Annotated in this window: 1 protein-coding gene; it reads right to left on the reverse strand. The window is 70.3% G+C overall.

The features are described from left to right. Positions 1-290 (reverse strand): AMP-binding protein (locus tag IF00_RS42320; protein WP_037640623.1); only part of this gene is annotated, 290 nt, incomplete at both ends.

Genomic DNA, 290 nt, shown 5'->3' on the forward strand with positions numbered 1-290 from the left:
GCTCCACCACCCGCTCACCCGGCCCGAAGGCCTGATAGCTGCAGAACACCGTGGACTCCGTCGGCCCGTACGCGTGCACCACCGACGTGTCCGGGCACGTGTCCAGCACCCGCTGGAGGGCCGTGGCGGAGAGGACATCGCCCCCCGTCCAGATCTCCGAGAGTCCGACGAGCGCCTCGACCGCCTCCGAGGCCATCGCGTCGAAGAGGGCCGTCGTGAAGTACACGGCGGTGATCCCCTGTCGCGCGATCACCCGGGCCAGTTCGCCGATGTCCACCTTCGGCGCGCTG

The sequence above is a fragment of the Streptomyces flavochromogenes genome, from assembly GCF_000717595.1.
GTDB lineage: Bacteria > Actinomycetota > Actinomycetes > Streptomycetales > Streptomycetaceae > Streptomyces > Streptomyces flavochromogenes.